This is a genomic window from Sphingopyxis sp. H073 (genome assembly GCF_001468395.1).
Lineage (GTDB): Bacteria > Pseudomonadota > Alphaproteobacteria > Sphingomonadales > Sphingomonadaceae > Sphingopyxis.
Genome location: NZ_LNSG01000001.1, coordinates 520,941 through 543,749 on the forward strand (window position 1 = coordinate 520,941; position 22,809 = coordinate 543,749).

General features: G+C 65.8%; 22 protein-coding genes. 14 read left to right on the top strand and 8 right to left on the bottom strand.

Features of this window, described 5'->3' with window-relative positions; genetic code table 11:
* Positions 1-65: 65 nt before the first annotated feature.
* Entirely contained in the window at positions 66-1,697 is a 1,632-nt protein-coding gene (locus ATE64_RS02660; protein WP_082657549.1) for an alkaline phosphatase D family protein, read from the top strand.
* On the opposite strand, the gene ATE64_RS02665 is transcribed toward ATE64_RS02660, so the two are convergent.
* Positions 1,694-2,617 carry a crotonase/enoyl-CoA hydratase family protein gene (locus ATE64_RS02665; protein ID WP_058454472.1) on the bottom strand — a complete coding sequence of 308 codons (924 nt, stop codon included), beginning with the start codon at positions 2,615-2,617 and terminating at the stop codon, positions 1,694-1,696. The genes ATE64_RS02660 and ATE64_RS02665 overlap by 4 nt on opposite strands.
* Before the next feature lie 202 nt (positions 2,618-2,819).
* On the opposite strand from ATE64_RS02665, the gene purC reads away from it, so the two are divergent.
* The 3 genes from purC (at position 2,820) to ATE64_RS02680 (ending at position 7,263) form a co-directional block, all read left to right on the top strand.
* Complete coding sequence (gene purC, locus ATE64_RS02670; RefSeq protein WP_058454471.1) at positions 2,820-3,596, top strand: phosphoribosylaminoimidazolesuccinocarboxamide synthase; 777 nt, start codon at positions 2,820-2,822, stop codon at positions 3,594-3,596.
* A 119-nt stretch (positions 3,597-3,715) separates the two neighbouring features.
* Entirely contained in the window at positions 3,716-6,607 is a 2,892-nt protein-coding gene (locus ATE64_RS02675) for an insulinase family protein (protein ID WP_058454470.1), read from the top strand.
* A gap of 125 nt (positions 6,608-6,732) precedes the next feature.
* Entirely contained in the window at positions 6,733-7,263 is a 531-nt protein-coding gene (locus ATE64_RS02680; protein ID WP_058454469.1) for an FKBP-type peptidyl-prolyl cis-trans isomerase, read from the top strand.
* Positions 7,264-7,300: 37 nt separating this feature from the next.
* Here ATE64_RS02680 and ATE64_RS02685 read toward each other — a convergent pair whose 3' ends face one another.
* The 5 genes from ATE64_RS02685 to pyrE all read right to left on the bottom strand — a co-directional run bounded on the left by ATE64_RS02685 (position 7,301) and on the right by pyrE (position 11,145).
* Positions 7,301-8,401, bottom strand: a complete 1,101-nt coding sequence (locus ATE64_RS02685; RefSeq protein WP_058454468.1) for an AI-2E family transporter — start codon at positions 8,399-8,401, stop codon at positions 7,301-7,303.
* 18 nt (positions 8,402-8,419) lie between these two features.
* Positions 8,420-9,259 carry a signal peptidase I gene (gene lepB / locus ATE64_RS02690; RefSeq protein ID WP_058454467.1) on the bottom strand — a complete coding sequence of 280 codons (840 nt, stop codon included), beginning with the start codon at positions 9,257-9,259 and terminating at the stop codon, positions 8,420-8,422.
* Positions 9,260-9,261: 2 nt separating this feature from the next.
* Positions 9,262-9,663, bottom strand: coding sequence for a holo-ACP synthase (gene acpS, locus ATE64_RS02695; RefSeq protein ID WP_058454466.1), 402 nt, complete (start codon positions 9,661-9,663; stop codon positions 9,262-9,264).
* A 157-nt stretch (positions 9,664-9,820) separates the two neighbouring features.
* Entirely contained in the window at positions 9,821-10,552 is a 732-nt protein-coding gene (locus ATE64_RS02700) for a pyridoxine 5'-phosphate synthase (RefSeq protein WP_058454465.1), read from the bottom strand.
* Between the two features lie 5 nt (positions 10,553-10,557).
* A complete protein-coding gene (gene pyrE, locus ATE64_RS02705; RefSeq protein ID WP_058454464.1) occupies positions 10,558-11,145 on the bottom strand; it encodes an orotate phosphoribosyltransferase in 588 nt (195 codons plus the stop codon).
* Positions 11,146-11,379: 234 nt separating this feature from the next.
* Between pyrE and coxB the strand changes: the two genes are divergently transcribed.
* The 10 genes from coxB (at position 11,380) to ATE64_RS02750 (ending at position 20,201) form a co-directional block, all read left to right on the top strand.
* Positions 11,380-12,492, top strand: a complete 1,113-nt coding sequence (coxB, locus tag ATE64_RS02710; RefSeq protein WP_058454463.1) for a cytochrome c oxidase subunit II — start codon at positions 11,380-11,382, stop codon at positions 12,490-12,492.
* Positions 12,493-12,509: 17 nt separating this feature from the next.
* Positions 12,510-14,189, top strand: coding sequence for a cytochrome c oxidase subunit I (gene ctaD / locus ATE64_RS02715; protein ID WP_058454462.1), 1,680 nt, complete (start codon positions 12,510-12,512; stop codon positions 14,187-14,189).
* A gap of 73 nt (positions 14,190-14,262) precedes the next feature.
* Positions 14,263-15,174 carry a heme o synthase gene (locus ATE64_RS02720; protein WP_058454461.1) on the top strand — a complete coding sequence of 304 codons (912 nt, stop codon included), beginning with the start codon at positions 14,263-14,265 and terminating at the stop codon, positions 15,172-15,174.
* Positions 15,171-15,341, top strand: a complete 171-nt coding sequence (locus tag ATE64_RS21930; RefSeq protein WP_167541732.1) for a hypothetical protein — start codon at positions 15,171-15,173, stop codon at positions 15,339-15,341. Before ATE64_RS02720 ends, ATE64_RS21930 begins: the two co-directional genes overlap by 4 nt.
* Positions 15,338-15,895, top strand: a complete 558-nt coding sequence (locus tag ATE64_RS02725; protein ID WP_058454460.1) for a cytochrome c oxidase assembly protein — start codon at positions 15,338-15,340, stop codon at positions 15,893-15,895. Before ATE64_RS21930 ends, ATE64_RS02725 begins: the two co-directional genes overlap by 4 nt.
* An 81-nt stretch (positions 15,896-15,976) precedes the next feature.
* Positions 15,977-16,852: a cytochrome c oxidase subunit 3 gene (locus ATE64_RS02730; RefSeq protein ID WP_058454459.1), complete on the top strand. Its 876-nt coding sequence runs from the start codon at positions 15,977-15,979 to the stop codon at positions 16,850-16,852.
* Position 16,853: 1 nt separating this feature from the next.
* On the top strand, positions 16,854-17,240 hold the full coding sequence (locus ATE64_RS02735) for a DUF983 domain-containing protein (RefSeq protein WP_231728989.1): 387 nt from the start codon (positions 16,854-16,856) through the stop codon (positions 17,238-17,240).
* On the top strand, positions 17,233-17,892 hold the full coding sequence (locus tag ATE64_RS02740; RefSeq protein ID WP_058454457.1) for an SURF1 family cytochrome oxidase biogenesis protein: 660 nt from the start codon (positions 17,233-17,235) through the stop codon (positions 17,890-17,892). The genes ATE64_RS02735 and ATE64_RS02740 overlap by 8 nt, the downstream gene beginning before the upstream one ends.
* A gap of 28 nt (positions 17,893-17,920) precedes the next feature.
* Positions 17,921-19,318, top strand: a complete 1,398-nt coding sequence (gene thrC / locus ATE64_RS02745) for a threonine synthase (protein WP_058454456.1) — start codon at positions 17,921-17,923, stop codon at positions 19,316-19,318.
* Positions 19,311-20,201 carry a class I SAM-dependent methyltransferase gene (locus ATE64_RS02750; protein ID WP_058454455.1) on the top strand — a complete coding sequence of 297 codons (891 nt, stop codon included), beginning with the start codon at positions 19,311-19,313 and terminating at the stop codon, positions 20,199-20,201. The genes thrC and ATE64_RS02750 overlap by 8 nt, the downstream gene beginning before the upstream one ends.
* On the opposite strand, the gene ATE64_RS02755 is transcribed toward ATE64_RS02750, so the two are convergent.
* Entirely contained in the window at positions 20,198-21,334 is a 1,137-nt protein-coding gene (locus ATE64_RS02755) for a GGDEF domain-containing protein (RefSeq protein ID WP_082657550.1), read from the bottom strand. The two genes, ATE64_RS02750 and ATE64_RS02755, sit on opposite strands and share 4 nt — an antisense overlap.
* A gap of 52 nt (positions 21,335-21,386) precedes the next feature.
* The gene (locus ATE64_RS02760; RefSeq protein WP_058454454.1) at positions 21,387-22,628 is read right to left on the bottom strand and encodes an MFS transporter; all 1,242 of its coding nucleotides are present in this window, start codon (positions 22,626-22,628) and stop codon (positions 21,387-21,389) included.
* Positions 22,629-22,809 lie beyond the last annotated feature (181 nt).

The following is a 22,809-nucleotide window of genomic DNA, read 5'->3' on the forward strand; positions in this document are numbered from 1 at the left end:
GCAGTCCGGGCGCCAAGCTGTAACAAAAGCCGGGCAAAGACCCGGCGAATCCGGGAGACTATGTCATGCACCAGCTTTGGGGCGAAATGGATCGCCGCCTGCTCATCAAACTCGGCACCGCGGGGCTCGCTGCGCTTGCGCTGCCCGGCGCCGCGCGTGCCGCGATGGCGCAGGGCTTCACGCATAATGTCGCGAGCGGCGAACCCGGTCCGACGAGCATTCTGCTCTGGACGCGCTATGCCGCGCCGTCGAGCGCGCGACTGACCGCCGAAGTCGCCGAGACGGCCGATTTTTCGCGCGTCGTCGGGGGCGGCAGCGCCGACGCCGAGGGTGGGAACGATCATACGGTCAAGCTTCGCGTCCACGGGCTCGAGCCGGGACGCTGGTATTTCTATCGCTTCGTCGCCCCCGACGGCACCACGTCGCCGGTCGGCCGCACGCGCACCTTGCCGCAGGGGCCGACAAGCGCTTTCAATATAGCGCTCTTTTCCTGCTCGAACCTGCCCTTCGGCTGGTTCAATGCTTATGCCCACGCGGCGGCGCGCGGCGACATCGATCTTGTCGCGCATGTCGGCGACTATCTTTATGAATATCGCGTCGGCGAATATCCCTCGATCGAGGAAGCGCTTCCCGGCAGATCGATCCAGCCGACGCACGAAATCGTGGCGCTCGCCGACTATCGCCTGCGCTACGCCGCCTATCGCAGCGACCCCGACCTCCAGCGGCTGCACCAGCTATTCCCGATGATCGCACAGTGGGACGACCATGAAATAACGAACGATGCGTGGCGGGACGGCGCCGAGAACCACAATGAAGGCGAGGGGCCGTGGCCCGAACGCAGGCGCGCGGCCGAGCGCGCCTATCGCGAATGGATGCCTGTCGACGACAGCCGCTGGCGCCAGTACGAAATCGGCGACCTTGCGACCATCTTCCTCCCCGAAACGCGGATCACCGGCCGCGACCGCCAGTTCGAGGTCGACGAGATCATTGCGGGCGGGGGCGATGCTGCGGCGAAACTGCGGCAGTTCGCCGAAACGACCTATCGCGATCCCCCGCGTCAGATGCTCGGGGTCGAGCAGGAGAAATGGCTGACCGGCGCCATCGCCAAATCCGCCAAATCGGGTACCCGCTGGCAGATTTGCGCGCAGCAGGTCCTGATGGGCAGCCTCTTCACACCGCCCGACGTCGCGAACTGGTTCGGGCCCGATATGTCCCCCTCGGTGCGCCGCCGCGTCGAGACGGGGCAACTTGTCGCAAAGGCCGGCCTGCCGCTCAACTTCGACAGCTGGGATGGCTATCCCGCCGCGCGCTCGCGCCTGCTCGCAGCGGCGCAAGCGGCCGATGCCGACTTCGTCAGTCTTGCGGGCGATTCGCACAACGCATGGGCCTTTGACCTGGCCGAAGGCGGGCGTCCCGCCGGGATCGAGATCGGTGGTCACAGCGTCACTTCGCCGGGCTATGAACATTATACGCCGGGCATTTCCGACGCGCAGCGCGTCGGCGGCCTGCTGGGGTCGTCACCCGAACTCAAATGGGCGAATACCGAGGATCGCGGTTATGTCACCGTCCAGCTGACGCGCGACGCGGTGACCGCGAACTGGCACAGCGTCGAGACGATCCGCAGCCACACGCCCGCGCTCAAATCGACGCACAGCATGACGGCGCGGCGCGGGCGGCGGATGTTCGAGGCGGCTTAGCTGTAGGGCGGCGATTCCTCGAACTCGTCGAACCAGGGATAGTCGTTCGCCACGCTCGCGGTGAAGTTGGGCGGGCGTTTTTCGAGGAAGCTCGTCACGCCCTCGGCCGCGTCGGGGCTGCGTCCGCGCGAGAAGATCGCGCGGCTGTCCCAGCGATGGGCCTGGATCGGGTGCGGCGCGCCCATCATCCGCCAGAGCATATGGCGGGTCAGCGCGACCGAGACGGGCGCGCTGTCGGCGGTCATCTCGCGCGCCTTCGCTATTGCCGCATCGATCAGCGCGCCGGGCGCATGGACCGACTGGACGAGGCCTTTGTCCCGCGCCTCCTCGGCCGAGATGAGGCGGCCCGAATAACAGAGGTCGACCGCGTTCGCGATGCCGACGAGGCGCGGCAGGAACCAGCTCGACGCGGCTTCGGGAACGATGCCGCGCCGCGCGAAGACGAAGCCGTAACGCGCGGTCTCGCTGGCAAGGCGCGCGTCCATCGGCAGCGTCATCGTCGCGCCGATGCCGACCGCCGCGCCGTTGATTGCGCCCAGCACAGGCTTCTTCGCCTCGAAAATGCGGAGCGACAGCCGCCCGCCCGAGTCGCGTATCAGCGGGTGCGACCAGTCGATGCTGCCATCCGCGCCGATCGGGCTCGCCGAAGCGCCGTCGGGCAGTATCGCTTGTTTGTCGGTGCGCTTGTCATAATCGAAGGTCGAGGCACCCGAACCGAGATCGGCTCCGGCGCAAAAGGCACGATCGCCCGATCCGGTGAAGATGACCGCGCGCACGGCGTCGTCGGCGTCGCAGTCGTCGAGCGCGGCGACGGCTTCGATCATCATCTCGGTCGTGAAGGCGTTCATCCGGTCGGGACGGTGGAGGGTCAGCAGCGCGATGCCCTCATGCTTGTCGAGGCGAATCTGGTCGAAACTCATTTCACTCTCCTTTGATTTTCGGACATGGTTGCAAGCGGCGTGCACCAAGGCAAGCTCTAGTTTACGTAAGCGTAAAGATCGCTGGGGATGACGGGCGGTTTCTTTGCCGCTATAGCGCGCCCGACCGCCCCGGCGCCGCGCCTCTTTCCTGAGTCGCCATCGCCGGGGCCATTCATTTGGTTCCGACAGAAAGTACCCGCCCATGGCCCGCCGCCGCCAGATTTACGAAGGCAAAGCCAAAATCCTCTATGAGGGGCCCGAGCCCGGCACGCTGATCCAGTATTTCAAGGACGACGCGACGGCGTTCAACGCGCAGAAGCGCGGGACGATCAATGGCAAGGGCGTGCTGAACAACCGGATTTCGGAGCATGTCTTCACATTGCTCGGCCAGATCGGTGTGCCCACGCACTTCATCCGCCGCCTCAACATGCGCGAGCAGTTGATCCGCCAGGTCGAGATCGTGCCGATCGAGGTAGTCGTTCGCAACGTTGCTGCGGGCTCGCTGTCGAAGCGCCTCGGGATCGAGGAGGGGACGCAGCTTCCCCGCACGTTGATCGAATATTGCTACAAGGACGACGCGCTCGGCGATCCGCTCGTCGCCGAAGAGCATATCGCTTGCTTCAACTGGTGCAGCCAGGAAGAATTGCACGACATTCAGGATATGGCGATCCGTATCAACGACTTCATGTCGGGCATGTTCGCAGCGGTCGGCATTCGCCTGATCGACTTCAAGCTCGAATTCGGTCGCCTGTGGGACGGCGAGTATAGCCGTATCATCCTGGCCGACGAGATCAGCCCCGATGGTTGCCGCCTGTGGGACATGGTTTCGGGCGAGAAGCTCGACAAGGACCGTTTCCGCCGTGACCTTGGCGGCGAGGTCGAAGCCTATCAGGAAGTCGCGCGTCGGCTCGGCCTGCTGCCCGAAGGCGGCGAGAATGCGGTGCTCGACCTGGAAAGCCACCGCAAAAAGAAGGGCTGAGCGGCCGGGCTTTCCCGGTCGCTTCCGTTGGTCGGCGGCAGACGTCGTTCATCGAAAAGCCGCTCGACCGGGTTTCCGACGTGGCTTGACGGGGCGGAAATCGGGGCCATCACGGGGGGATGACCCTCCGCCTTGCCCGCCGCGCCACGATCGCGCTCTTGCCGCTCGTCCTCCTCGCACTCCATCAGGCGCCGCTGTCCGCAAAGGAGGTGGCCAAACCGGCGGCTGCCGCCACGATCAATCCGCAGACCCCCGCGGCGAAAGTGTGGAACTTTGCTGCAAGCGACATTCCGTTCGATTCCAACATCATCTTCGGCGTCCTGCCCAACGGGATGAAATATGCGCTGCTGAAGAATACGACGCCAAAGGACAGCGTCGTGCTGCGGATGCGCTTCGACGTCGGCAGCTTTGCCGAGGCCGACGACCAGCGCGGACTCGCCCATTTCCTCGAGCATATGGCGTTCAACGGCTCGACCCATGTGCCCGAGGGCGAGATGGTGAAGCTGCTCGAACGCAAGGGGCTGGCCTTCGGCGCCGATACCAATGCGTCGACCGGCTTCGACCAGACGGTGTACCAGCTCGACCTGCCCAATGCGTCCGACGACCTTGTCGACACCGGGCTGATGCTGATGCGCGAAACCGCGAGCGAGCTGACCATCGATCCCGGCGCAGTCGACCGCGAACGCGGCATCATCCTGTCGGAGCGGCGCGCGCGCGACACCTATCAACTGCGCAGCCTGATCGACCAGCTCGATTTCCAGATGCAGGGGATGAAGGTTGCAAGCCGCATTCCCGTCGGCACCGAAGAAGTGATCAGGACCGCTCCCGCTGCGCGCATCCGCGACCTTTACGACCGCTATTACCGCCCCGAGCGCGCGACGCTGGTGATGGTCGGCGATTTCGATCCGGCGGCGATGGAGGCGAAGATCAAGGCGCGCTTCGCCGACTGGCAGGGCCGCGGCCCGGCGGGTGCGAACCCCGACATCGGCAAGCCCGATTATGCCCGCGCCGCCGCGAGCGACGATTTCGTCGATCCCGCGATCCAGGATTCGGTGACGATCACGGCGTTCCGGCCGTGGGTGCAGGAAGCCGACACCAAGGCGAAGCGCGCGCGCAAGCTCGCCGAGGATATCGGCGAGTCGATCGTCGGCCGCCGCCTCGCCAAGATCGCGCTCGAAGAGAATTCGCCGATCCTTGCCGGCTATTTCAGCGATGCTGAGGGCTGGAAGGTTTTCGATCAGGTCACGATCGGCGCGGTCGCGAAGGAGGGCGCGTGGAAGGACGCGCTCGCGCTCGTCGAACAGGAATGGCGACGCGCCGCCGAATTCGGCTTCACCGAAGCCGAGGTTGCCGAACAGGTCGCGAACCGCCGCACCGCGCTCAAGAATGCGGTCGCGGGGGTGACGACGCGGCGCAGCGATACGATGGCCGATGTTCTCGTCGATGCCGCCGACGGCGATTTCGTCGTCGTGCGGCCCGAAACGTCGCAGGCGATGTTCGAGGCGGTGGCGCCGTCGCTGACCTCCGACGCGATCACCGCCGCCTTCCGCAAGCGGATGGAAGGGCTCAGCCCGCCGCTCGCGCGCGTGACCTCGAAGAAGCCACTCGACGGCGGAACGGGCGCGATCCTCGCCGCGCTCAAGGCGTCGGCGCAGGTCGCCGTCGCGGCGCCGGCGCGGACCGAGAGCGCAGCCTTCGCCTATGACAATTTCGGGACACCCGGAAAGGTCGTCAGCGACGGCCGCATCGACGATCTCGGCATTCGCCGCATCCGCTTCGCGAACAATGTGATGCTCAACATCAAGAAGACCGATTTCCAGAAGGAGCGCGTCTATCTGTCGGTGCGCGTCGATGGCGGCAATCTGCTCGCGACGCGCGACGATCCGACGAAGGTCGCACTGGCGGGCTCGCTGACGGTCGGCGGGCTCGAGGCGCACAGCGCCGACGAACTGCGGACGATCCTCGCCGGCAAGACGGTCAGCCCCGGCTTCGGCGCCAGCACCGATGCTTTCGGGGGCAGCGCGCTTACGTCGCCCGAGGATTTTGCGTTGCAGGCAAAGCTGATGGCGGCGTTCGTGACGCATCCGGGTTACCGCGCCGACGGGCTCGCACTCATCCGCCGTTTCCTGCCCCAGCACTATGCCGCGAACGATGCGACGCCAGCGGCCGTGCTCGGCCGCGACGCAGCCGGAATCCTCGCCAATAACGATCCGCGCGCGCAGACCCCGCCGCTCGAGAAACTGCTGGCGCTCAACTGGAACCAACTCAAGCCTGCGATTGCCGACAGCCTTGCGCATGGCGCGATCGAGATCGGCGTCGTCGGCGACATCGACGAGCAGGCGGCGATCGATGCGATCGCGGCGACCTTCGGCGCGCTGCCCGAACGCCGTGCCGCGTTCGATCCGCGCGCCGATGCGCGGGTCCGTCAATATGCGACCGACCGCAGCGAGCGGACCCTGATCCACAAAGGGCCCGCCGAGCAGGCCGAGCTTCGCGTCTATTGGCCCGCGCGCGACGACAGCGACCTTGTCGAGGCGATGCGGCTCAACCTGCTCGCGCGCGTGATGCAGTTGATGCTGACCGAGGAACTGCGCGAGAAACTGGGCGAAAGCTACAGCCCCGGAGCGGCGGCGAGCCTGTCGGACGAATATCCGGGCTATGGCCATCTGTTCGCCGCGAGCAACGTGGATTTCAAGGATCTGGCGACGACGCGCGCCGCCATTTTCGCCATCGCAAAAGAACTGCGCGACAAGCCGGTCGATGCCGACCTGCTCGACCGCGCGCGCAAACCGCTGCTTGAGGCGATGACCAAGGCGCGGCGCGAGAACAGCTATTGGCTGCCCTATGTGTCCGAGGCGACAAGCCAGGAGGCACGGCTCGACCGTAGCCGCAAGAGCATCGCGATCGTCGAGGCGGCGACCCCCGCCGACCTCGAAACGCTCGCGCAGCGCTACCTGACGGACGACAAGGCGCTGGTAATCAAGGCGATCAGCGACAAGGCAGGGAAATAAGGGCCGGGAAATAGGGTCGGGCGGCGGACAGGCACGGACGATTGCCTCTGGACCCTCCGGCGCTCGTCCGCCTATAGGCGTCGCCGATGGTTTCGCGCCCGAAAGGGCAGGGGAAGGACAAGATTATGAGCGTGACGACGGTTCCACTGCGCCCGGTGAGCAAGGGCGGGCTGTGGCTGATGTGGATCGGCCTGATCGCGCTGCTCGTCGCGGGTGCGGCGTTCGCGTTCACCGGCACGCCGAAGATCGGTTTCGAAACGGTGAAAGCCGGGACTGGCCCGAGTCCAACCACCGCCGACGTCGTCCTCATCAAATATGAGGGCAAGCTCGACGACGGCACCGTGTTCGACGCCAATGAACAGGCGCCGATGCAGGTGTCGCAGGTCGTTCTCGGCTTTTCGCAAGCGCTGACCCGGATGCAGAAGGGCGGCAAGTACAAGATCACGATTCCGCCGGCGCTCGGTTATGGCGACCGCGCGGCTGGACCGATCCCGGCGGGTAGCACGCTGCATTTCGACATCGAGCTGATCGACTTCCGCACCGAGGCCGAAGTCCGCGCGATGCAGCAGATGATGCAGCAGCAACAGATGATGCAGGGTGCCCCCGGCGGCGCTCCGGGCGCACCCGGCGCCCCGGTTCCCGCGCCGCAGCCGTAAGCGGCTCGTTCGGTCAAGAAACAAAGCGGCGGCGGGGCTAGGGCCTCGCCGCCGCTTTCGCTTGCCCGGCGCCCGCGTTGCGCTCGGCCTCGCGTTCCAGCGCGACCTTGATCATCGCGACGATCGGGTCGGCGAGGAACAGCCCCATGATGCCGAGCAAGGCGCCGAAAAGAATCTGCGCGCCGAGGACGAGCGCAGGGGCCAGGTCGACCGTTTGCTTCGCGACCATCGGGACGATCAGATAGCCGTCGACCGTCTGCACGATGAAATAGATGGCGATCGCCCACAGACCGGTGTCGGTGCCCGCAGAAAAGCCGACGAGGACGAGCAGCACCCCCGAGACGATCGCGCCGATGTTGGGGATGAAGGCGAGCAGGCCGGTCAGCAGTCCCATCAGCGCGGCCATCGGGATGCCGACCGCCATGCAGGCGAGCCAGGTTCCGACCCCTTCCACCGCCATGCCAAGCAATCGTCCCGCCATCAGCCGGCGCAAGGTGAAGCCCATGCGCGCGGTGGTGATGTAGAAATTCTCCCGGGCTTTGATCGGCAGCATCCACGCGACACCGCGTTCGTACAGCCGCGGCTCGATCGCGATGAAGACGCCGAGGACGAGGATCATGACGAGGCTGGTCAGCCCGCCCAGCACCGTGCCGACCGCGGCGGTGACGCGGCCGAAGGTGCCCGCCATATTGTCGGTGATCGTCTTGGTATCGAGCTGGAACTCGCCCATGCCATGCTCGCTGGCCCACGCGGCGATGCGCTCGACCTGACCCATGACCACCGTCTGCAGTGCCGCGGCCTGGTCGGCGATCTGCGAACCCGCGAACATCACCGTCCAGATCAGGAAAGCGACAAGCGACAGGCAGACGATCAGCAGCCGCCAGCCGCGCGCGATCGGCAATATCCGGCCAAGCAGGCGCGTGCCGCCGTCGAGCATCGACGCCATCACGATCCCGGCAAAGATCAGCAGGATCGGCTGGATCAGGACGATGCAGACGCCGATCAGCAGCGCGACGCCAAGCCAGACCCCCGCCTTCAACAGTTCGGTGCGGACAAGCTGGCTGCGGATTTCGGTGGGGCCGGGGGCGGCGTCCTGCGCCTTGGCTTGCGCGACGGCTTCCTCGCTGGTCGCAGCCATGGTCTTGCTCCCTCGAACCTAGTCTACGTTTTTATCATGCTCGGGGCGCAGATTGGTTCCCGCGCGGCCGGGGCGCAGCGCCTCGAACCAGCTGACCGGATTGTACCATTCCGCGGTGCCGTCGGTCGAAAAGCTGATGATCTCGGCGCGGCCTGCGATCGCGTCGAAGGGAACCGGTCCGCCGAGGCCCTTCTGCTGCACCGACACGCGGCTGTCGGCGCTGCCGTCGCGGTTGTCGCCCATCAGGAACAGATGGTCGGCGGGTATTTTGATCGGGCCATAGTCGTCGGTCTGGTATCCGGGCCCCATGTCGATCGTGTCGAAGGTCGCGCCCCAGGGCAGCGTCTCGCGCACGATCGGCAGTTCGAGCCGTTCCTTGCCCGCCGCGTCCTTGACGATGAAGCGGCCGAGACTGCTGTCGGGGCCGGGCAGGTTGGCGTCGACCGGGATCGACAGCATCGGCTGCACTTCGCGCTTCACCGGCTTGCCATTGATGAACAGCGCGCCGCCCTTGAGTTCGATGGTGTCGCCAGGCAGGCCGATCACGCGCTTGATATAGTCGACGCGCGTCACCGGATGTTCGAGCACGACGATATCGCCGCGCGCGGGCAGCTTGCCGAACCATCGGCCGGCCGTTTTCGGCGCGAGGTGAAAGCTGACCGAGGCGTAGGACCAGCCATAGGGGTATTTGCTTACCACCAGCCGGTCGCCGTTGCGCAGCCCCGGCATCATGGAATCGGAGGGGATATAGAAGGGCTTGGCGACGCAGCTATGGATGCCGAGCACCAGCAGTACGATCACCACCACGTCGCGGATCAGCTTGCCCCAGCCGCCTTCATCCTTGTCCGCTTTCGCCATACTCAGTCCTTGATCGCCTCGATGATGACGAAAGCCTGCGCCCACGGATGGTCGTCGGTCAGCGTCAGGTGGATATGCGCGCTATGTCCCGCCGGGATCATCTCGGCGAGCCGCGCCGCCGCGCCGCCGGTCAGCGCCAGCGTCGGGGCACCCGACGGCGCGTTGACGACGCCGATGTCCTTCATGAACACGCCGCGCTTGAAACCGGTTCCGACGGCTTTCGAAAAGGCTTCCTTCGCGGCGAACCGCTTGGCGTAGGTACCGGCGCGGGTGAACGGCCGCCGCGCCGCCTTGGCGCGTTCGACGTCGGTGAAGACGCGCTGCTCGAAACGCTCGCCGAAACGGTCGAGCGAATTCTGGATGCGCTCGATATTGCAGAGGTCGGAACCGAGACCGATGATCAATGGATATCCTCCCTGTCGCGCAGCGATGGGGAGGGGGACCGCGCCCGCAGGGCGTGGTGGAGGGGCCGCGACGTGGCGCCATGAGCCCCTCCGTCAGCGCTCCGCGCTGCCACCTCCCCATGGCTCCGCCACAGGGAGGATATTGTGATTGGCAAGGTCATCCCCGCGCCTCGTCCATCAGGCCGCGCATCCGCTGGATCGCATGCTCGAGGCCGGTAAATATGGCCTCGCCGATCAGATAATGGCCGATGTTGAGTTCGGCGAGTTGGGGAATTGCGGCGATCGGGACCACATTGTCATAGGTCAGGCCATGCCCTGCGTGCGGCTCGATGCCGTTCTTCCACGCGAGCGCCGCGGCGTCGGCGATGCGGCGGAGTTCGGCGGCGCGTTCCTCGCCCTCGACATGCGCGTAGCGGCCGGTGTGGAATTCGACGACGGGCGCCTTCAGCCGCATCGCAGCCTCGATCTGGCGCGGGTCGGGTTCGATGAACAGGCTGACGCGGATGCCCGCATCATTGAGGCGTGCCACAATCGGTGCGAGGTGATTGTGCTGGCCTGCCGCGTCGAGCCCGCCCTCGGTCGTGCGTTCCTCGCGCTTTTCGGGCACGATGCACGCGGCGTGCGGCATATGGCGCAGCGCGATCTCCAGCATCTCGTCGGTCGCCGCCATCTCGAGATTGAGCGGCAGGTCGGTCGCGGCCTGGATGCGCGCGAGGTCGGCGTCGCGGATGTGGCGCCGGTCCTCGCGAAGATGCGCGGTGATGCCGTCGCCGCCGAACGCCGCGACGATCTCCGCCGCACGCACCGGATCGGGATGGTCGCCGCCGCGCGCGTTGCGGATCGTCGCCACATGGTCGATGTTGACACCGAGCCGCAGCTTTGAGGGCATGACGCTCAAGCCGCCGCGCTCCGGCTCCCCGGCTTCACCGCCTGCGTGCCCGCCAGTTCGGGCGGCAGTTCGTTGGGGGCATAGGTCGGGAAATTGATCGCGACGAGCGGAAAGAAAGGGACGCCGAGGTCGACGCTGCCCGCCGAGCGATCGACGAGCGCCGCTTCGGCGACGACCTCGCCGCCCGCCGCGCGGACCGCCTCCATCGCCTCGCGCGACGACAGGCCGGTGGTGACGACATCCTCGACCATCAGCACTTTCGCGTCCTTGTCGATCGCGAAGCCGCGGCGCAGCTCGAAGGTGCCGGTCGGACGCTCGACGAAAATCGCGGGCTTTCCAAGCGCGCGGCCCATTTCATGTCCGATGATCACTCCGCCCATCGCGGGCGAGACGACGACGTCGATCGCCTGCCGCAGGTCGCGCGGCAGCTTGGCGGCAAGCGCGGTCGCAAGCCGTCCGGCGCGCGCCGTGTCCATCAGCACGCGCGCGCACTGGAGATAATATTCGCTGTGGCGGCCAGAGGAGAGCAGAAAATGTCCCTGCAGCAGCGCGTCGGCGGCGCGGAACTCGGCCAGGATTTCATCATCGGTCATGGGAGAATGGGTCTTTTGTTCCTGTCATCGCCCCGATCGGGGCGACTGGGTTTCGGCAGCGAAAATTTGCCTGCCGTAAAATAGTGTTAGAGATGCTTGAGGCAAGCGGCAAGCGGGGTTATAGCGCCCGCGAGATTCAGCCTTGGGGACGGCTGCCGCGACGCGTGTCCGGCGACCCGGACAAAGGGGTTGGGGCATCGAAAAGAACAACAGGCAACGGGCGGCACAATTCTTATGAAGAGCTTGAAAACCCTTGTAATCAAAGGCGCAATCGCAGCGGCTTTGTCGCTCGGCGCGGTGGGCACCGCGCATGCGACGGCTCCTGCGGCGGTACCTGTCGCCGCGCCTGCGGCGACTCCGGCACCGGCGGCGCCCGATACGGCCGCGCCGACCGCCGCCCCGGCTGCGGCCGACGCCGCGAAAGCGGCCGTGCCGGCGGGCGATGCGACCTATGTTCCGATGAAACCGACCCCCGGGATCGGCCAGCCGGTCGACGGGGGCGTCAATTTCCAGCCGCAGGTCACCCCGATCGGTGAGCAGGCCTACTGGTTCAACCATGTGATCCTGCTGCCCGTGATCACGGTGATCTCGCTCTTCGTTCTCGGCTTGTTGCTCTGGGTTGTCGCGCGCTACCGCGCCAAGGCGAACCCGGTGCCGTCGAAAACCACCCACAATACGTTCATCGAAGTGATCTGGACCGCGATCCCGGTGCTGATCCTCGCGGTGATCGCCGTCCCGTCGATCCGCCTGCTCGCGGCCCAGTACGAACCGCCGAAGAAGGACGCGCTGACGATCAAGGTCACCGGTTATCAATGGTATTGGGGCTATGCCTATCCCGACCAGGGCATCGGCGAATATGTCTCGAAGATCCTGCCCGAAGACAAGGCAAAGGCTGCGGGCGAGCCCTATCACCTCGCCGTCGACAACCGCATGGTCGTTCCCGTGGGCCGTCAGGTCAAGCTGATCATCACCGGCGCCGACGTGATCCACAGCTTCGCGGTTCCGGCCTTCTGGACCAAGATGGACGCGGTCCCCGGCCGCGCCAACGAAACGACCTTCACCCCGACCAAGGTCGGTGTCTATTACGGCCAGTGTTCGGAGCTTTGCGGCGTCGACCACGGCTACATGCCGATCGCGGTCGAAGTGCTGCCGGTCGACAAGTGGGAAGCCTGGGTTCGCTCGAAGGGCGGCAACCCCAATCCGGCGCCCGCGGCTCCGGCCGCTGCGGCGCCCGCCGCACCTGCGGCCGCTGCCGCACCCGCAACGTCGGCAGCAGTTCCCGCTGCAACCGCACCCGAAGCAGCGCCGGCTGCGGCTCCCGCCGCTGCTCCGGCCGCAAAGAAATAAGTTAAGGGGTCCGACAGATGACCGATATCGCAGCGACTGCACCCGCGCACGGCGCCGAACACGCTCATGCCCACGCGCACGATCACGACCATGACACGCCGGGCTTTTTCGTCCGCTGGTTCATGTCGACGAACCATAAGGACATCGGCACCCTCTACCTGATCTTCGCGATCGTCGCGGGGATCGTCGGCGGTGTGATTTCGGGCATGATGCGCCTTGAACTGGCCGAACCCGGCATCCAGTATCTGCCCGGCTGGGCGTCGATGCTGGGCAGCGGCGCCGACGAGGTCGCGGGCAAGCATCTGTGGAACGTGCTGATCACCGCGCACGGCCTGATCATGGTCTTCTTCATGGTGATGCCCGCGATGATCGGCGGCTTCGGCAACTGGTTCGTGCCGCTCATGATCGGCGCGCCCGACATGGCGTTCCCGCGCATGAACAATGTCAGCTTCTGGCTCACCGCGGTCGCGTTCGTGATGCTGGTGGGGTCGAGCTTCGTGCCCGGCGGCAGCGGCCACGGCGCCGGCACCGGCTGGACGGTCTATGCGCCGCTCTCGACCAGCGGGTCGGCAGGGCCGGCGGTCGATATGGCGATTTTCTCGCTGCACCTCGCCGGCGCGGCGTCGATCTTGGGGGCGATCAACTTCATCACCACCATCTTCAACATGCGCGCGCCGGGCATGACGCTGCACAAGATGCCGCTGTTCGTGTGGTCGGTGCTGGTCACCGCCTTCCTGCTGCTGCTCGCGCTGCCGGTTCTGGCGGCGGCGATCACCATGCTGCTGACCGACCGCAACTTCGGCACGACCTTCTATGATGCGACGGGCGGCGGCGATCCGGTGCTCTACCAGCATCTCTTCTGGTTCTTCGGCCATCCCGAAGTGTACATCATGATCCTGCCGGGCTTCGGCATCGTCAGCCAGATCATCTCGACCTTCAGCAAGAAGCCCGTCTTCGGCTATCTCGGCATGGCCTATGCCATGGTCGCGATCGGCGTCGTCGGCTTCATCGTGTGGGCGCACCACATGTTCACCGTGGGCATGAGTGTGAACCTCAAGATGTATTTCACCGCCGCGACGATGGTCATCGCGGTCCCGACCGGCATCAAGATCTTCAGCTGGATCGCCACCATGTGGGGCGGCTCGCTGAGCTTCAAGACCCCGATGGTCTGGGCGCTGGGCTTCATCTTCATGTTCACCGTGGGCGGCGTGACCGGCGTCGTGCTCGCCAACGGCGGCGTCGACACCAACCTGCACGACACCTACTATGTCGTCGCTCACTTCCACTATGTGCTGTCGCTGGGCGCGGTCTTCTCGCTCTTCGCGGGCTTCTACTACTGGTTCCCGAAGATGTCGGGCCGGATGTACAACGAGTTCCTCGGCCAGCTGCACTTCTGGGTGTTCTTCATCGGCGTCAACGTCATGTTCTTCCCCCAGCACTTCCTGGGCCAGCAGGGCATGCCGCGCCGCTACCCCGACTATGCGGAAGCCTATGCCTATTGGCACCACATCTCGTCGCTCGGCTATGTGATCATGGCCGTCGGCATGCTCTTCTTCTTCGTGAACATCCTCTGGTCGCTGTTCGCGGGCAAGCAGGCGGCCGACAATCCGTGGGGCGAAGGCGCGACGACGCTCGAATGGACGCTGTCGAGCCCGCCGCCGTTCCACCAGTTCAACGAACTGCCCCGGATCGCGTGACGTTTATCGCCTGACCAGCTTCGCCCTCTGCTGACATTCGGCAGGGGGCGTCGCCCGACAGGCCGGAGTATGCATGGCGCAGAGCCTGACCCACGGCGCAACGGCGCTACCCGCCGACTGGCGCGACCTGTTCGCGCTGACCAAGCCGCGCGTGATGTCGCTCGTCGTATTCACCGCGCTGTGCGGCCTGCTCGCGGCGCCGGGCAGCGTGCACCCGGTGCTCGCTTTCTCGTCGATCCTCGCGATCGCGCTGGGGGCAGGGGCGTCGGGCGCGCTCAACCAATGGTATGAGGCGGGTCTCGACGCCAAGATGAAGCGCACCGCCGGACGGCCGCTTCCCGCAGGGCGGCTCGATCCGCAGACGGCATTGCAGTTCGGGGTCGGGCTCGCCGCTTTCTCGGTCTTCCTGATGCTGTTCGCCGCCAACTGGCAGGCGGCTGTGCTGCTGACCGTCTCGATCCTCTTCTACGTCTTTGTCTATACGATGTGGCTGAAGCCGCGGACGCCGCAGAATATTGTTATCGGCGGCGCGGCGGGCGCCTTTCCGCCACTGATCGGCTGGGTCGCCGCAACGGGCAGCGTCGCGCCGCTGCCGGTGCTGCTGTTCCTGCTCATCTTCCTCTGGACCCCGCCGCATTTCTGGGCGCTCGCGCTGTTCGTGCGCTCGGATTATGCCGCCGCGGGCATTCCGATGATGCCGGTGGTTGCAGGTGAAACGTCGACGCGGCGCCAGATCCTGTTCTACGCGGTGATCATGGCTATCGGCGCGATCGCGCCCTGGCCGCTCGGTTACGCCGGCGCGCTTTACGGCTGGACCGCCGCGCTCCTGTCGGCGGTCTTCGTCGCGCTCTCGGTGCAGGTCGGGACCCGCACGACGGGCGAGGGCGATTTGATGCAGCCCGAAAAGCGCCTCTTCGCTTTCTCGATCGCCTATCTCTTCATTCTGTTCGGCGCGGTCGTCGCCGACCATTGGTTCCCGCTATGACCCCCCCCGACTTACCCGGCGAAACGCCTCCCGAACCACAGCCCTTCGACGAGGCCGAATATCGCCGCCGCCAGCGCAGCCGCGCGAACCTGATGGGCTGGCTGCTCGGCGGGCTCGCCTTCCTCTTCTTCTTCATCACCATCGCGCGCATGGTGGTGCCCAAATGAAGACGATGTCGGCCAATGCGAAGACCGCCTCGCTCGCTGCTCTGCTCGCGGTCGCGATGGTCGGGCTGGGGTTCGCCGCGGTGCCGCTCTACAATCTCTTCTGCCGGGTGACCGGCTTCGGCGGCACGACGCAGCGTTACGATCCGGTCGCCGCGGCTGCCGAGCCGAAAATCCTCAGCGATACCATCTCGGTGCGCTTCGACGCGAATGTCTCGCCGAAGCTGCCGTGGAAATTCTATCCCGAGCATCCGACCGACACGGTCAGCATCGGCGCGCGCGACATGGCGATCTTCATCGCCGAGAACCAGTCGCCGCACGAGGTGGTCGGAACAGCCAGCTTCAACGTCACCCCCGACGCGGCGGGCAAATATTTCACCAAGATCCAGTGCTTCTGCTTCACCCAGCAGACCCTGAAAGCGGGTGAACAGATCCGGATGCCGGTGCTGTTCTTTGTCGATCCCAAGATCAAGGACGATCCCGACGCGCGCGACATTCAGGAAATCACGCTCAGCTATACCTTTCACCCTGTAGACGGGGGCAAAAAGGCGAGCTAAGGCCGCGATCAAAGAGTCTTACCAAGGACCGGCGGGCGGTTGGGGAATCGCCACGCTGGGGCAAAAAACGGGAACTGTGACATGGCCGGTGCCAAACATCATGACTATCACCTCGTAAATCCCAGCGTCTGGCCGCTCATCGGGTCGGTCGCCGCGCTGGTGATGTTCTTCGGCCTCGTGATGTTCATGCATGCCGACTATTTCGGCGGCGCGGGCAAATGGGTTCTCGGCCTCGGTATCATGGGCGTGATCGCCACCTTCTTCAGCTGGTGGTCGGACGTCATCAACGAAGCGCACGCCGGCGACCATACGCCGGTCGTTCAGCTCCACCTGCGCTACGGCATGATCCTGTTCATCGCGTCGGAAGTGATGTTCTTCGTCGGCTGGTTCTGGGCCTGGTTCGATTTCTCGCTCTTCCCGGTGCCGGTCGAGATCGTCGACGGGGCGGTCAGCAACCTGTTCGGGCAGGATGGCGCCGTGGCAGCCACGATCTGGCCGCCGAAGGGCATCCATGTCATCGACGCCTTCTCGCTGCCGCTGCTCAACACGCTGATCCTGCTCTGCTCGGGCACGACGATTACCTGGGCGCACCACGCACTGATCCACGGCGACCGCGAAGGCCTGAAGAAGGGCCTGTGGGCGACGATCATCCTCGGCCTCACCTTCAGCTGCATCCAGGCCTATGAATATGCCGAGGCGCCGTTCCCCTTCGGTACGATCAACTATACCTCGGCCTTCTTCATGGCGACCGGCTTCCACGGGTTCCACGTGCTGGTCGGGACGATCTTCCTGATCGTCTGCCTCGTCCGCGCCTACAAGGGCCACTTTACGCCGCAGCAGCATTTCGGGTTCGAAGCTGCCGCCTGGTACTGGCACTTCGTCGACGTCGTGTGGCTGTTCCTCTTCATCATTGTCTATGTCTGGGGCGGCTGGGGCGCGCCGGTCGCTGCACACTAACTTGCCGCAGAACAATCAGACACCAAAGGGGCAGCCGCCGATCGCGCGCGCTGCCCTTTTTGGTCTCTGTCCGCAGTGCGGGGCGCAGACGCTGTTCGACGGGCCGGCGAAGTTCGCGCCGCATTGCCGCGTCTGTTCGCTCGATTTCCAGAGCTACAACGTCGGCGACGGCCCCGCAGCCTTCCTGACCTTGATCGTCGGCGCGTTAATCGTTGTCGCGGCGCTGGTCGTCGATTTCGCGTTCGCGCCGCCGCTCTGGCTGCACATCATCCTCTGGGTCCCGCTAACAGTCGGTGCGGTGGTCTATGGTCTTCGCGTCGGCAAAGCCGCGCTGCTCGCCAGCGAGCATCAGCGCAAGGCGGCCGAAGGAAGGCTCAGCGATGACTGAGCCTGTGCCGTCGGCCGCCCCCCGGTCGTCCGGGCGCCGCTGGCCGCTGATTCCGACGATCTTCGTCCTGTGCGCGGTCGCGGTGATGATCGCGCTCGGCGTCTGGCAACTCCAGCGCAAGGCCGAGAAGGAGGCCCTGATCGCGCTCTATGAGCGCAACCGGGCGATGTCGGCGCTCGTGACCTACCCTGAGCTGCCGCCGGTTCCCGATGCGATGCTGTTCCGCAAATCGAGCGTCGTGTGCCTTGAAGTGGTGCGCTGGGACCAGCGCGGCGGCACCGATCGCATGGGAAAGTCCGGCATTCGTATGGTCGCCGATTGCCGTACCGGTGCCGAGGGGCCGGGCGTGCTTGTCGATGTCGGCATCGCGGACGACTTCATTCCGCCCAAATGGACGGGTGGCACGGTGCAGGGGACGATCGTTCCGGGCCCCGAACAGCCGACGGTGGTCGAGCGGCTGATCGGCCGTGCGGTTCCGGCGCGCGCCATGCTCGTGGCCGACGCGCCGGTTGCCGGGCTCCGCGCCAGCGAGGTGCCGTCGGGTGCCGACGTACCCAACAATCATCTCGCCTATGCCGTGCAATGGTTCATTTTCGCGGCTGCGGCGCTGATAATCTACGCGCTTGCGGTGCGCCGCCGCTTGCAGCGGTGACGGTGCGCCGTTAGGGCGCATGTCCGTCATGCAATATATCAGCACTCGCGGCTCTGCGCCGACCCTCGACTTTCGCGCCGCCACGCTTGCCGGCCTCGCCAGCGACGGCGGGCTCTATGTGCCGGCGAAATGGCCCGAGATGTCGGCCGCCGATATCCGCGCGCTTGCAGGGCTCGATTATGTCGAAACCGCGGTGCGGGTGATGACGCCCTTCGTCGCGGGTGTCCTGTCCGAAGACGAGCTGCGCGAGCTCTGCAAGGCTGCCTACGGCCGCTTCAGCCACGATGCGGTGACCCCGCTCGTCCAGCTCGACCACCGCCACTGGCTGCTCGAACTCTTTCACGGTCCGACGCTCGCGTTCAAGGACGTCGCGCTGCAATTGCTTGGTCAGCTCTTCGAAAAGTTCCTCGGCGGCGGCGAGACCGACCTGACGATCGTCGGCGCGACCTCGGGCGACACCGGTTCGGCGGCGATCGAGGCGGTCGCGGGGCGCGAACATATCCGCATCTTCATGCTCCACCCCGAAGGCCGGGTCAGCGACGTCCAGCGCCGCCAGATGACCACCGTGCTGGCGCCCAACGTCTATAATATCGCGATCGACGGCAGCTTCGACGATGCGCAGGCGATGGTGAAGCGGCTGTTCGGCGATGCCGAGGCGCGCAGCGCCCTGACTCTCTCGGCGGTGAACAGCATCAACTGGGCGCGGCTGATGGCGCAGGTCGTCTATTATTTCTATGCGGCCGTGCGCCTCGGCGCGCCCGAGCGACCTATTGCTTTCAGCGTTCCGACGGGCAATTTCGGCGATGTTTTTGCGGGCTATGTCGCCGCGCGCATGGGGCTTCCCGTCGCGCGGCTCGTCGTTGCGACCAACGTCAATGACATCCTCCACCGCGCGCTGTCGTCGGGCGACTATAGCGCTGGCAGCGTCACGCCGACCGCGACCCCCAGCATGGATATCCAGGTCAGCAGCAATTTCGAAAGACTGCTCTTTGATCTCGCAGGCCGCGATGGCGCGGCGATTGCCGGCATGATGGGCGCGTTCGATCGGGATCGGTCGATGAGCATCCCTGCCGACATGCTCACCGAGGCCCGCGGGCTTTTTTCGAGCGCGCGGATCGACGGCGATGCGATGTCGCTGGCGCTGCGCTGGGCGCAGGAGAAGGGCGGCCAGATCATCGACCCGCACAGCGCCGTCGGCCTTGCCGCCGCACGCACGCTCGAAATCGATGCCGATATTCCGGTCGTCACGCTCGCGACTGCGCACCCTGCAAAATTCCGCGACGCGGTCGAGCGCGCGACGGGTGTCCGCCCGGCGCTTCCCGCGCGCCTCGGCAACCTGTTCGACCGCGAGGAGCGCTATGAAAAGCTTCCCGGCGATTATGATGCGGTGAAGGCCTATATCCTGTCGGAAGTGGCGCGTGGCTGAGCTTGCGCCGCTGGTCACGCTTGTCGGTGAGGCCTGGGAGGATTATGGGCTGGTCGACAGCGGCGGCGGGCGCAAGCTCGAACGCTATGGCCCTTACCGCTTCATCCGCCCCGAACCGCAGGCGATGTGGCACCCCGCGCTTCCGCAGGACGAATGGGACAAGGCCGACGGCGAGTTCGTTCCCGCATCGGACGATGATGGCGGCGGGCGCTGGTATTACAACAAACCCGTTCCCGCCGAGGGCTGGCCGCTCGGCTGGCGCGAGACGCGTTTCACGGCAAGCTGCACGCCCTTCCGCCATCTCGGCTTCTTTCCGGACATGGCGCCCGTCTGGGACTGGTTGCGCGCGCAGGTGGCGGGGAAGTCGGACCCGACCTTCCTGAACCTCTTCGGCTACACCGGCGTAGGCAGCCAGGCGCTCGCCGCCGCGGGTGCGTCGGTGACGCATGTCGACGCCTCGAAAAAGTCGGTCGCGCAGGCGCGCGAAAATGCCGCGCTCGCCGGTATGGCCGAAAAGCCGGTCCGCTGGATCGTCGATGATGCGGGCAAATTCACCGCCCGCGAGGTGCGGCGCGAAAGGCGCTACGATGCGATCCTGCTCGACCCGCCCAAGTTCGGACGCGGGCCGGGAGGCGAGCGCTGGCAGCTGGAAGAAGGGCTCGCTCCCTTGCTCGCCGATTGCCGGCAATTGCTCGACGCCGACAGCAAGGCGCTGTTTCTCACCGTCTATGCCGTGCGCATGTCGGCGCTCGCGATCGGCGAACTGCTCGCACAGCTTTTTGCCGATCTGCCCGGCACGGTCGAATGCGGCGAGCTGGCGGTGCGCGAAGAGGCGCGGGGGCTCTTGCTCCCAACCGCGATCTTCGCGCGCTGGAGCAATTAGGCGGCTGGCGTCGCCAGCTCGATCCGGTTCCGTCCGCTTTCCTTGGCGCGATAGAGCGCCTCGTCGGCGGCTTTCAGCGCCGCGCGGGCATCGCCGAAGCCGAACACGTCGGCCACCCCGCCCGAGAAGGTGATCTTGCCGAACGGCTGGTCGGTCTTGCGGTTGATGAGCCGCCGCTCGGCCAAGCCTTCGCGCGCCTCGTCGAGCCGCGCCGCCGCCTCGCTCGGCGGCAGGCCGCGGAACAGCATCACGAATTCCTCGCCGCCGTGCCGTGCGACGTGGCAATGGTCATTCGAAATCTTCGCGAGCGTGTCGGCGATCAGCTTGATGACGCGGTCGCCGGCTTCATGGCCGTGGATGTCGTTCACCTTCTTGAACTCATCGATGTCGCAGAAGGCGACCGACAGCGGTTCGCACGAGGCGCGCGCTTCCTCATAATGACGTTCGAGCAGCACCTCGAAGGCACGCCGGTTGGGGAGGCCGGTCAGATAGTCGACCTCTGCGTCGCGCTTGGCGCGGGCAAGGCTTTTGCGCAGCGCCTTCGCCTCGTCCTCGCTCTTGCGCATTTCCTCTTCGGCGTGGCGCGTACGCTCCAGCATCACCTTCGCAATGTCGGCGAGGTGCGAGACAAGCTCGCCCGTCTTTTGCACCTGTTCGAGGTCGCTGACATGCTCCTCCAGTTTCGACCCATATTCGCTCGTCGCGCTGCGTGCGGCCTTGGTGCTGCTCTGGAAGGTCTCGAGGTTCGTTTCGAGCCGCGCGACCATCCGGTCGAGGTCGGCGCGATCGGCCAGCGTGGGGTCATTCTCCATCAGCTCGTCGAGCCATTGCTGCGTCACGCCTTCGCTCGTCATCGAGCGCGCCGCGATCTGTCGCGCGAGCCGTGGGTTGATCCCCGAAAAGGCGCTGTGCGCGATCAGCAGGTTCGCCGCCGAAATATCCAGATCATGGTCGATCAGGAATGCGCCGATCGCACCGACCAGCTGCTGCCGCGCCTCCCGCACCAGGCTGCGCGAACCGCGCGCTCCCGAGGATGCCTGTTCCTCTTCGTGGGCCCCGTTCTTCGCGCGGAGCCCCAGCCAGCCCAGGAGCCGCCCGACCGGCTCGTTCGATGGAGTTGCATGTGTGGTCATGCGCAAATTAACGGGCGCCCCGAAACAAGGTTAAGGCGCCGGAGGAAAAATTTCAGGGATCGATCCGTCCCTCGTCCCGTGCGGGCATCGGGGCGAGGAATGGCAACAACAATGCCGTCAGAACGAGCCATCCGCCCGAGAGCAATATGGCAGTCGGAAGCGACCAGATGTCGGCCGCGAGACCCAGCATATAGGCACCGAGTGCCATCGCGCCAAAGGTCACCGCTTGATAGATCGACAGGCAGCGGCCGAGGATCGCCTCGGGGGACCGGAGCTGCATCGCGACGTTGAGCGTGGTCAGCGTCGAGACCCACGCCATGCCGGCGATAAAGGTCGCGGCCATGACGACCGCGATCGATCCCGTCAGCGCCACCGGGACGGTCGCCGCCGCGAAGACGATCGCCGAACCGCTGACGATGCGGTCGCTCCCCCAGCGGCGGCGCAGATTCCCGACCCATAGCGCGGCGAAGATCGACCCGGCGCCGAAGGCGGCGAGGCAAAGACCATAGACGGTCTCGGTGCCGTGCAGCCGGTCGCGGACGAGCGCGGGCATCAGCGCCTGGATACCGATCGCTGCGGCGCCGAAAGCGAAGCCGCGGATCAGGATTCGCCGCACGGGGTCCGACTGGACGCAAAAGCGGATGCCGGTCGCGATTGCGGCGAACATCGGCGTGCGCTGCGGCTGCGACACCTCGGGATGCCAGCCGAGTAACACGATGATCAGCGCGAGATAGCTGATCGCATTGAGCCCGAAGCCGAGCGCCGGGCCGGTCAGCGAAATCAGCAGGCCGCCGAGCGCGGGGCCCGCGCTCCGCGCAAGGTTGAAGGCGATGCTGTTGAGCGCGATCGCCTGCGGCAGGTCCTTCGGGCCGACTTGCAGCCGCACTGACGCTTGCCACGCGGGGCCGTTGAGCGCGGTTCCGCAGCCAACCGACAGGGTGAAGAACAGCAGCAACAGCGGGGTAATCGCGCCCATCCAGGTCGTGAGGGCCAGCGCCGCGGAGATCAGCAGCATTCCCGTCTGCGCTGCCAGCATCACGCGCCGCCGGTCGAAATTGTCGGCGATCGCGCCGGCGATGACGCCGAGCAGCAGGATCGGGATCGTCGCGCTCGCCTGCACCAGCGCGATCAGCTGATGCGAATTGGTGATCTCGGTCATCAGCCACGCGGCGCCGACCGACTGGATCATCGATCCCATATTCGACGCGAGATTGGCGATCCAGATGGCGCGGAAGGCGGGATAGCGGAAGGGAGCGATGGAAGAAGGCGGGGAAGAGGTCTGCGTCGCGCTCACGGATCAAGCGCGTAGCCATTGAAGGATTGAATCGCAATCGGCGCGGCAAGCTTTTTCGAAATCCCGATGGCGGCTTTGGGGTGGGAAGCGGACATCCTTTTGTGATCCCCGGCGAAAGCCGGGGCCCAGGAATTCACACACCGGCCTGGTGTTTTGCCGCTCTGGGCCCCGGGGTGCACAA